Raw genomic sequence first — 8992 nt, forward strand, 5'->3', positions numbered from 1 at the left:
GGTTCATGCAGTGCTTGATCAGCGGATAGCCCGCGAGTGCACCAATGACGTAGATGCCGGGGTTGGTCGTCTCGAACTGCGGCGACAGGGTCGGGAAAGCCTCACGATCGGGGCTCGTGAACTGGATGCCGCATTCCTCGATGAACTTGCGCGGTGCGGCCGAACCCATACGGGCGATGATGCGATCGCAGCGGATGCGCGCTTCGCCATCGCGCGTATCGAGTACCAGATGCCCGGCCTCGATCCGATTGGGCGCCGTGTCGGTCATCACGTTGATGCGTCCCTCGTCACGCGCCTGCATCAGCAGCTTGACGTTGGCGCCCTTCGCACGGCTGAAATCGGCCGAACGGTTGAGGATCGTGACGATATTGCCCTGCGCGAGGTCCTGCGCGAGGCCCAGCGCGTTTTCGATACCGGCGTCGCCCGAGCCCACCACGGTGATATGCTCGTCGACATATTCGCCGGGATCGTCGAGCTGATACTGGACGGTGACGCCACTACCTTCGGCCCCGGGACAACGCAGCAGATTGGGGTTGCCCTGCGTCCCGATCGCCAGGATGATCGCCTCGGCCTTGATCTCGGCCTTGTCGGCGAGGAGCAGCGTGAAGTCGCCCTTCTGACCGGTGATCGCCTTCACTTCGCTGTTCAGGCGGACATTTATGCCGGCGGCAGCCGCCTGCTCGTCCCAGATGCCGAGAATCTTCTCGCGCTTGCCCGCGTCGAAATCGACGTCCGAGCGCAGCACGAGCTGGCTCGGCGTCGCCATGACGTGCTTGCCCTTCTGATATTTGAAGATCGTATCGGAAAGGTGATCGGTCTTCTCGAGCAGAACGTGCGATAGACCGAGCTTGGCCGCATGCGCCGCCGCGCTGAGCCCCGCCGGCCCAGAGCCAACGATGGCTATCCGGTAGGTATCCGCCACTGGTTCCCCCTGCCCCGTTTTCCCTCGCCGCCGAGCCAGCGGCCAAGTCTCGACATAGGCTTTCCCCGGCTGCCCTCCGGAAAACGCTACGTCTGCCCCAAAGCCACTCTATCAGCTTCGACGCGTTCCGCTAGACTTTCCTTAGCATAGGCTGTCAAAGCCCATAGTCTTCTATTGTGGAGAGAAATGTGACGAAGGACAGTGGCTCGACAAAGGGCTTTTCCCTCCCGTTCGCGCGCGTCGCGCTGATCCTCGCTGCTCTGGTCGCGCTTGCCGCAATCGCTGTAGCGGTCCTCCGCTCGGGCGCCGGATCGCAGGAGTCCTCAGCCGAAAAGGCTGAAGCTACGGCGGTGCCCGAGGTCGAGACGATGATCGCCGGGCTCGAAAAGAAGCTGCAGGAAACCCCCCAGGATGCCCGCGGCTGGCACCTCCTCGGACAGGCTTATTATCATGTGGGCCGCTATCCCGACGCGGTGAAAGCCTATTCCCGGGCGGTCGAACTCGATCCCAAGAACGCCGAAGCCTGGTCGGCGCTGGGCGAGGTGCAGGTGCTGACCGGACAGGGCAGGATCACGCCTGAGATGCACAAGTCCTTCGAAACCGCGCTGAAACTCGATCCCAAGGATTTCCGGGCCCGCTATTTCCTGGCAATCGAAAAGAACGAGAGCGGCGACAACAAGCAGGCGCTCGACGATCTCATCGCGATCGTGAACGAAAGCCCCGCCGACGCCCCCTGGCTTCAGCCCGTGCGCGAACTCGCCGAGCGCATCTCCAAGCAGAACGGGTTACCGATCGAAGGGCGGATGAAGGCGGCCGAGGCCGCTCCGCCCCCGGTTTCAGCCCCGACCATGGGGGCCGGCGGCCAGATCGCAGCGGCCGGCATTCCCGGCCCTAGCTCCGCCGATCTCCAGGCGGCAAGCCGGATGACGCCAACCCAGCAGGACGAAATGGCACGCGGCATGGTCGCCCGACTCGCCGCCCGGCTGGAGGAAAACCCTCGCGACGCCGACGGATGGATCCGGCTGATGCGCGCGCGTCTGGTGCTCAAGGACCCGGCCGGCGCCCGCCAGGCGCTGACCAAGGCGAAGGCCGCCTTTGCCGGCGATCCAGCCCAGATCGCCCGCTTCGACGACGCTGCGCGGACGCTGGGTCTCTAACCTACCCAACGCCTGCAACGAAAAGGCCCCGGATGTTTCCACCCGGGGCCTTTTTCATGCGTGACCGTCGAAACCCGATCAGGCGGCGTCGCCGGCCTTTTCCTTGGGCTTCTTCGAGAAGACGCGGACCGGGTCCTTGCGTCCCTCCACAACGTCCTTGTCCACCATGATCTCGTCGACGCCGTCCATCGAGGGCAGGTCGAACATCGTGTCGAGCAGCAGACCTTCGAGGATCGAGCGCAGACCACGCGCACCGGTCTTGCGGGTGATCGCCTTGCGGGCAATCGCCACCAGAGCGTCGTCGGTGAAGCCGAGCTTGACGCCCTCCATCTCGAACAGCTTCTGATATTGCTTGACCAGCGCGTTCTTCGGCTGGGTCAGGATCTCGACCAGTGCTTCCTCATCGAGGTCCATCAGCGTGGCGATCACCGGCAGACGGCCGACGAATTCGGGGATCAGGCCGAACTTCAGCAGATCCTCGGGCTCGCACTGCTGCAGCGTCTCGCCCGTGCGGCGCTCCTCCGGCGCTGCGACATAAGCACCGAAGCCGATCGACTTGCCCTGGAGGCGGTCGCCGATGATCTTCTCGAGCCCGGCGAAGGCGCCGCCGCAGATGAACAGGATGTTGGTCGTGTCGACCTGCAGGAACTCCTGTTGCGGATGCTTGCGGCCACCCTGCGGGGGGACGCTGGCGGTGGTGCCTTCCATCAGCTTGAGCAGCGCCTGCTGCACGCCCTCGCCCGACACGTCGCGGGTGATCGAGGGATTGTCGGCCTTGCGGCTGATCTTGTCGATCTCGTCGATATAGACGATGCCGCGCTGCGCCCGCTCGACATTGTAATCCGAAGCCTGGAGCAGCTTGAGGATGATGTTCTCGACATCCTCGCCGACATAGCCGGCTTCGGTCAGCGTGGTCGCGTCGGCCATGGTGAAAGGCACGTCGAGCAGGCGTGCCATCGTCTGGGCGAGCAGCGTCTTGCCCGAGCCGGTCGGGCCGACGAGCAGGATGTTCGACTTGGCGAGTTCGACTTCGGCACCCTTCGCGCCGTGGTTGAGCCGCTTGTAATGGTTGTGGACGGCGACCGACAGGACCCGCTTCGCCTTGGCTTGGCCGATCACATATTGATCGAGATGCTCGCAGATTTCATGCGGGGTCGGAACGCCGCCATCCTTCTTGCTGACCAAGGCGCCCTTGGTCTCTTCTCGGATGATGTCGTTGCAGAGTTCGACGCACTCGTCGCAGATGAACACCGTGGGGCCGGCAATCAGTTTGCGAACCTCGTGCTGCGACTTGCCGCAGAATGAGCAGTACAAAGTGCTCTTCGAGTCGCCGCCGGTCAACTTCGTCATAAACTAGATCCTGACTCCACTGGGGATCGGTCGCATCCTAAACACGTCCATCCCCTTCTCACAACCACCTTAAGAAGCGATGATCATTCCGGTGGTTCCCTTTGGATATGGGTACCTTGGGCCACCACGCAAGCTGCGGCACGGCAAGCCGTCCATCGCCTTCGCGGCGCTCCGACCGGAAAATCCGTACAAAAAACAAGGCGCGCCCCTCCTCGATCGAGGGGCGCGCCTCGCCAGAACCGTGCGAGACGGCGCAGCGCTCAGGCTGCGGCTGCCTCGTCCGCAGGCGTCGGACGCTTGTCGAACACCTCGTCGATGATGCCGAAGGCCTTGGCTTCGTCAGCCTCCATGAACTTGTCTCGGTCCATCGCGGTCTCGATCGCCTCGAGCGACTGCTTCGTATATTTCGCATAGAGCGAGTTCAGGCGATGGCGCATGCGCAGAATTTCCCGCGCCTGAATCTCGATGTCGGCTGCCATGCCCTGCGCACCGCCCGACGGCTGGTGCACCATGATCCGCGAGTTGGTCAGCGCCACGCGCATGCCGGGCTCGCCAGCTGCGAGCAGGAAGCTGCCCATCGAGGCGGCCTGACCGATGCACACCGTGCCGACGCGCGGACGGATATATTGCATCGTGTCGTGGATCGAGAGACCCGCCGTCACCACGCCGCCCGGCGAGTTGATGTACATGTAGATGTCCTTCTTCGGATTTTCCGATTCGAGGAACAGCAGCTGGGCGACGATCAACGACGCCATATGGTCTTCGACCTGACCTGTGACAAAGATGATTCGCTCCCGCAGCAGGCGCGAATAGATGTCGAAGCTCCGTTCGCCGCGGTTCGACTGCTCGATCACCACAGGAACCAGCGCGCCAGACTCCGGATTCAGGAATTGGCCGGTTTCGAACGGATTCTGCATGGATGAATTGGTCCTTCGGTTTGTATCCTGCCCAACATCGGCCTTTGCCGCCGGGGATTCAAGAGGGTCCTGAAATCACTGGCGCTGCCGTAACCGATCGGCAAGATGGTGGCATGCTGGGGGTTGATAGATGCTGAAGACGATGCGGCTGGCTGTCCTCTTGCGGAGGGGATCATTGGGGGTCGCGACCGGGATCATCGCCGGCCTTCTGCTGTTCCTTCTCTTCGCTATCGCCAATCGCGCTAGCCTCGGCCGGAATCTGCCGCTAGCCGAAGCCCATGTCAGGCAGGCCTTCGCCACGGCCGCACTGCAGAACGAGGATTGGCTCGTCGGCAACACCGACATCGGACGCCACCAATATAATGACTGCCTGATCCTCTACATGGCGATCGACCAGCAGGCGCCGGCGGACCAGTTGGCGGTCAGCCCGGTCAAACCCGTCCAGCGCACCGACGAGACGATGTGCGGCGCGCTGCGGGCTTATGCGTTCGGCGATCATGAAGCCGGACGAACCGGTCTCTTCTACCACCAATATGTCCACGGCCACACGATGCTGGCGCGCTATCTGCTGCCGCTCGCGTCGGTGGAGCAGATCCGCACCGCCTATCACCTCCTTCAGTCGCTGCTCATTCTCGCGGGCATCCTGGTCGCGATGCTGGCACTGGCCAAGGGTCACCGACCGACCGAAAGCCTGGTCTGGCTGATCGTCTTTCTCGCCCTGTCGCGCTGGTTCGGCCTCGAATCCTATGGCCAGTCGTTGAGCCATGCGCCGTCGGATGCCGTCATCCTCGTCTATCTGCTGTTCCTCGCCGTCGCGTCTGCGCGGGGCGGACTGGGGCGCCGGACATCGCTGGTCGCTGCCGCTGTGTTCGGCGCCGCGACGGCGATCTTCGAATTCCTGACCGGTGGAATACCTTTCGGCCTTGCGATCATCATTGGCGGCCTGCCTTTCGCTCTCCGCGACGCCGCCCCGCGCGAGATCGCCGAACAGGTGGTGGAAGCCCTGGCCTCGTTCTGCGCGGCAATCGCCACCTGCATGGCCTTGAAACTGCTGCTTGCCCTCTCGGTGTTCGGCCTCGAATCCTTCCGCGAAAGCGCCTCACAGCTCGGTGTCCGTCTGGGGATGGGCCAACAGCAGCCCGACCTCGGCCCGGTCAAGCTCGCCAAGTCGCTGGTGAAGGGGCTCAACTCGCTGGCCGCCGGGATGCATGTTCTCGCAGGCGCGATGCTTGCCACCGCGATCGGCTTCGGCGCCTGGAGCGCACGGATGCTGCTCGCGAGCGGCGATCCGACTCTCCGCGCCCGGACAGTGCATCTGCTGCTCTCGAACCTTGCCATTGTGGGGATGCTAGGCCTGTTGTGGCAACATACGGCCATCCACGCCTGGTTCATGGACCGGTTGTTCGTGTGGACCATAGCGAGCGGCTTCGCGCTGTTCTCGATGGCAATCATCCACCGCAGGCACCTCGCTCGATAATCAGCCCAAACAAAAAGGCCGGACATCGCTGCCCGGCCTTTTCGCTGACTGTCGTCCGGCGGATTACTCGGCCGGAGCGGCCTTCTTCTTGGCCGGCGCCTTCTTGGCCGGAGCGGCTTCGCCGTCCTCGGCCTTGGCGGCGGCAGCCTTCTTGGCCGGGGCCTTCTTCGGCGCAGGAGCGGCTTCCTCTACCGCTGCCTCGTCGGCCTTCTCCTTCTTGGGAGCGGCCTTCTTGGCGGCAGGCTTCTTCGCCGGCTCGGCATGACCATGGTCATGGTCGTGATCGTGGTTGCAATCCGGGCCATGGACGTGGCCCTTGCCGATCGTGTCGTCGTCGGCTTCGATCGCGGCTTCCAGTTCCTCGCGCGTCACTTCGCGGTCGGTGATCTCGGCCTTGCCAAACAGGAAGTCGATGACCTTGTCCTCATACAGCGGCGCGCGCAGCTGGGCGGCGGCCATCGGATCCTGCTGCAGATACTGGACGAAGCGCTCGCGGTCCTTCGGCTGATACTGGAAGGCCGCCTGCTGGATCAGACGCTGCATTTCCTGCGCGCTAACCTCGACGCCGTTCTGCTGGCCGATCTCCGACAGCAGCAGGCCGAGGCGGACGCGACGTTCGGCGATGGCGCGATAATCGTCGCGATCCTTCTCCATGTCGGCGCGGGCGGCTTCGGGGTCTTCCTCGTGCGTCGCTTCATGCTCCAGCTGCTGCCAGATCTGGGCGAACTCGGCCTCGACCATCGACGGCGGAACCGGGAAGTCATGACCGGCGGCGAGCTGGTCGAGCAGCTTGCGCTTCATGTGGGTGCGGGTCAGGCCGTTGAGCTCCTGCTCGATCTGGCCCTTCACGAGCTCGCGCAGCTGGTCGATGCCCTGCAAGCCCAGCGTCTTGGCGAACTCGTCGTCGATCTTGGTTTCGCCCGGGACGCGAACGTCGGTCACGGTGACTTCGAACACCGCGGCCTTACCGGCCAGCGACTTCTCGCCATAATCTTCGGGGAAGGTCACGTTCAGCGAGCGCGATTCGCCCTTCTTGACGCCTTCCAGCTGCGCCTCGAAGCCCGGGATCAGACGGCCCGAGCCGAGCTCGACCGACATGCCCGTTCCGGTGCCGCCCTCGAAGGCGACGCCGTCGACGCTGCCGGCGAAGTCCATGACCACCAGGTCGCCCTCGACGGCCGGATGGCCTTCCATGGCATCCTGATACTGCTTCTGCTGCGAAGCGATGCGCTCGATCTGGCTGTCGATCTCTTCGGCGGCGGCCGGAACGGTCAGGCGCTCAAGCTTGAGGCCTTCGATTGCGGGCGCGGGCACTTCGGGGAGCACTTCGAGCTCGACCTTCAGCGCGACGTCCTTGCCGGCCTCATATTCGCCGTCGACCAGCTCGACCGAAGGCTGCATCGCGGGGCGGAGCTTCTGTTCGGCCAGCAGTTGCTGGACGCCGTCCTGCACCGCCTTGTTGAGCACGTCCTGCTCGATCGCCGGACCATGCATCTTCTTGATGAGGTTGGCGGGAACCTTGCCGGGGCGGAAGCCGGGCATGCGGATCTGCGGCGCGATCGACTTGATCTCGGCTTCGATGCGCTGGGCGACATCATTGGCGGGGATCGTCAGCGTGTAGGCGCGCTTCAGGCCCTCATTGAGCGTTTCGACAGTCTGCATGGGTCGCATCCAACCTCTATCTCGAGAAAATCTTGGTCGATCCCGCTTCGCGCGCCAAGGGCGGAAGCTGGTGCGGGCGAAGGGACTCGAACCCCCACATCTTGCGATACTGGAACCTAAATCCAGCGCGTCTACCAGTTCCGCCACGCCCGCAAAAAAGGACCGCCGGTCGGCGCGCTCTATAGCAACATGCGAGGCGAGTACAACCCGGCGCATGACAAGGCGGTTTCGACGCCCTCCCGATAGGCAGGAGACGCCTTGAACGGCGTGCGTGACAGCGTGATGACGACCGGACCCGGGGTCAGCGCTGCACCGCCAGCGCGGGATTGTTCGTAGCCTGGAGGAAGTGGAACCACCCCTCCCCGGCCATCTCGCCCCGCTTCAGCTCTTCCGCCTTCTTCTGCTCACGCCAGGCATTGGCTGTCTTCTGAGCGGCGACGATATCCTCACCTTCCTGGCCGAGCAGATAGCGCAGCCAGGACGGCGCGGCGATAAGCTGGTCCATCGACTGCCCGTCGCGCCGGATCGGCCCCTGATCGCCGATGAAGATATCCCAGCTGGGCGCCTGCCCCCACAGTCCGGCCAGATCGCGGTAGCTGCGCGGCAGGCGGGACACGTCGCCGCCCACAGCGCGGACATGGTCGGCCGACCAGATGCCGAGCATGTAATCGGTGCCGCCGAGCGGCGGGTGCAGCGCGCCCTCGTTGATCCGCCCGACCACGCGAATCCGGTGCATCCGGATCAGCCAGTCGACGATCGTCCGTACCTTCGACGACGTTTCGCGCAGCGCCGCGTTGAACCCCAGCTTCTCGCCCGCTGCCAGCGCGGTCAGCCAATAGCCGATGCCGAACTCATGCTGGTGCAGCAGCCGATCCTCCTCCTGATTGACGATGCCGAAATAGGGCGCAGCCGCGAACACGGCGAGGCGCATGTCAACCCGGCCTTCGGGCATCAGATTGTCGGGCGGGTTCAGGAAGCCCGGCGTGCTCGCATAATAGCGGTCGTGGAAGGCCTCGAAATCGAACATGGCGAAATCGAGCACGTCCTTGCGGCTGTAGAGCCGGGTGGAGCCGGCGCTGGCGGTCTTCCAGGCCAGCGCCGCGTGCATATAGGCCCAGGCCCCCTCGCGCGACGACCAGAGCGCGAGCCACTGATCGCCGATGATGTCGTTCGAATAGAGGCGGTTCTGGTCCCAGAAACGATGGCCGAGGAAAGCGAACTCGGGCGTCCGGAACAACAGGCTGCCCCAGCCCGGAAACTGGTGGCCATGGAGCTTGTCGACCTGAAAGGTCCCGAAATAGGGTCGATCGGGAGCATCGGCGGCATAGGGCACCGACACCCTGAGCGGATTGACGCCTTGCAGCCATCCCGCGACGCGGCGACCCTGCTGGTACCAGGCCTGCGACGCCGGCAGCCCCTGATCGCCGGGGCCGTAATAATGGTTGCGCAGCTTGATCGATCGCCGGGCATTGCCCTTGAACAGCGGTACGTTGCGGCCTTTCTCGAA

General features: G+C 64.0%; 6 protein-coding genes, 1 tRNA gene and 1 pseudogene. 2 read left to right on the forward strand and 6 right to left on the reverse strand.

Features of this window, described 5'->3' with window-relative positions:
- Window positions 1-922, reverse strand: a 922-nt coding sequence (locus KAY22_RS20395) for an NAD(P)/FAD-dependent oxidoreductase (protein WP_296625091.1), incomplete at its 3' end; no start/stop codon positions are given.
- A 188-nt stretch (window positions 923-1110) separates the two neighbouring features.
- Between KAY22_RS20395 and KAY22_RS20400 the strand changes: the two genes are divergently transcribed.
- Window positions 1111-2079, forward strand: a complete 969-nt coding sequence (locus tag KAY22_RS20400; RefSeq protein WP_296625092.1) for a tetratricopeptide repeat protein — start codon at window positions 1111-1113, stop codon at window positions 2077-2079.
- Window positions 2080-2157: 78 nt separating this feature from the next.
- Here the strand turns inward: KAY22_RS20400 and clpX are convergent, their stop codons facing one another.
- The gene (gene clpX / locus KAY22_RS20405; protein WP_296625093.1) at window positions 2158-3429 is read right to left on the reverse strand and encodes an ATP-dependent Clp protease ATP-binding subunit ClpX; all 1272 of its coding nucleotides are present in this window, start codon (window positions 3427-3429) and stop codon (window positions 2158-2160) included.
- A 260-nt stretch (window positions 3430-3689) separates the two neighbouring features.
- A complete protein-coding gene (gene clpP, locus KAY22_RS20410) occupies window positions 3690-4346 on the reverse strand; it encodes an ATP-dependent Clp endopeptidase proteolytic subunit ClpP (protein ID WP_296625094.1) in 657 nt (218 codons plus the stop codon).
- Window positions 4347-4476: 130 nt separating this feature from the next.
- Between clpP and KAY22_RS20415 the strand changes: the two genes are divergently transcribed.
- A complete protein-coding gene (locus KAY22_RS20415) occupies window positions 4477-5823 on the forward strand; it encodes a hypothetical protein (RefSeq protein WP_296625095.1) in 1347 nt (448 codons plus the stop codon).
- A gap of 63 nt (window positions 5824-5886) precedes the next feature.
- Here the strand turns inward: KAY22_RS20415 and tig are convergent, their stop codons facing one another.
- The 3 genes and pseudogenes from tig to KAY22_RS20430 form a co-directional block, all read right to left on the reverse strand.
- Entirely contained in the window at window positions 5887-7485 is a 1599-nt protein-coding gene (gene tig, locus KAY22_RS20420; protein WP_296625096.1) for a trigger factor, read from the reverse strand.
- A 68-nt stretch (window positions 7486-7553) separates the two neighbouring features.
- Window positions 7554-7638: transfer RNA gene (locus tag KAY22_RS20425), tRNA-Leu, on the reverse strand.
- 148 nt (window positions 7639-7786) lie between these two features.
- A pseudogene (locus tag KAY22_RS20430) lies at window positions 7787-8992 on the reverse strand (hypothetical protein); the annotation flags it as partial.

This window comes from Rhizorhabdus sp., from assembly GCF_018006725.1.
Taxonomy (GTDB): Bacteria; Pseudomonadota; Alphaproteobacteria; order Sphingomonadales; family Sphingomonadaceae; genus Rhizorhabdus.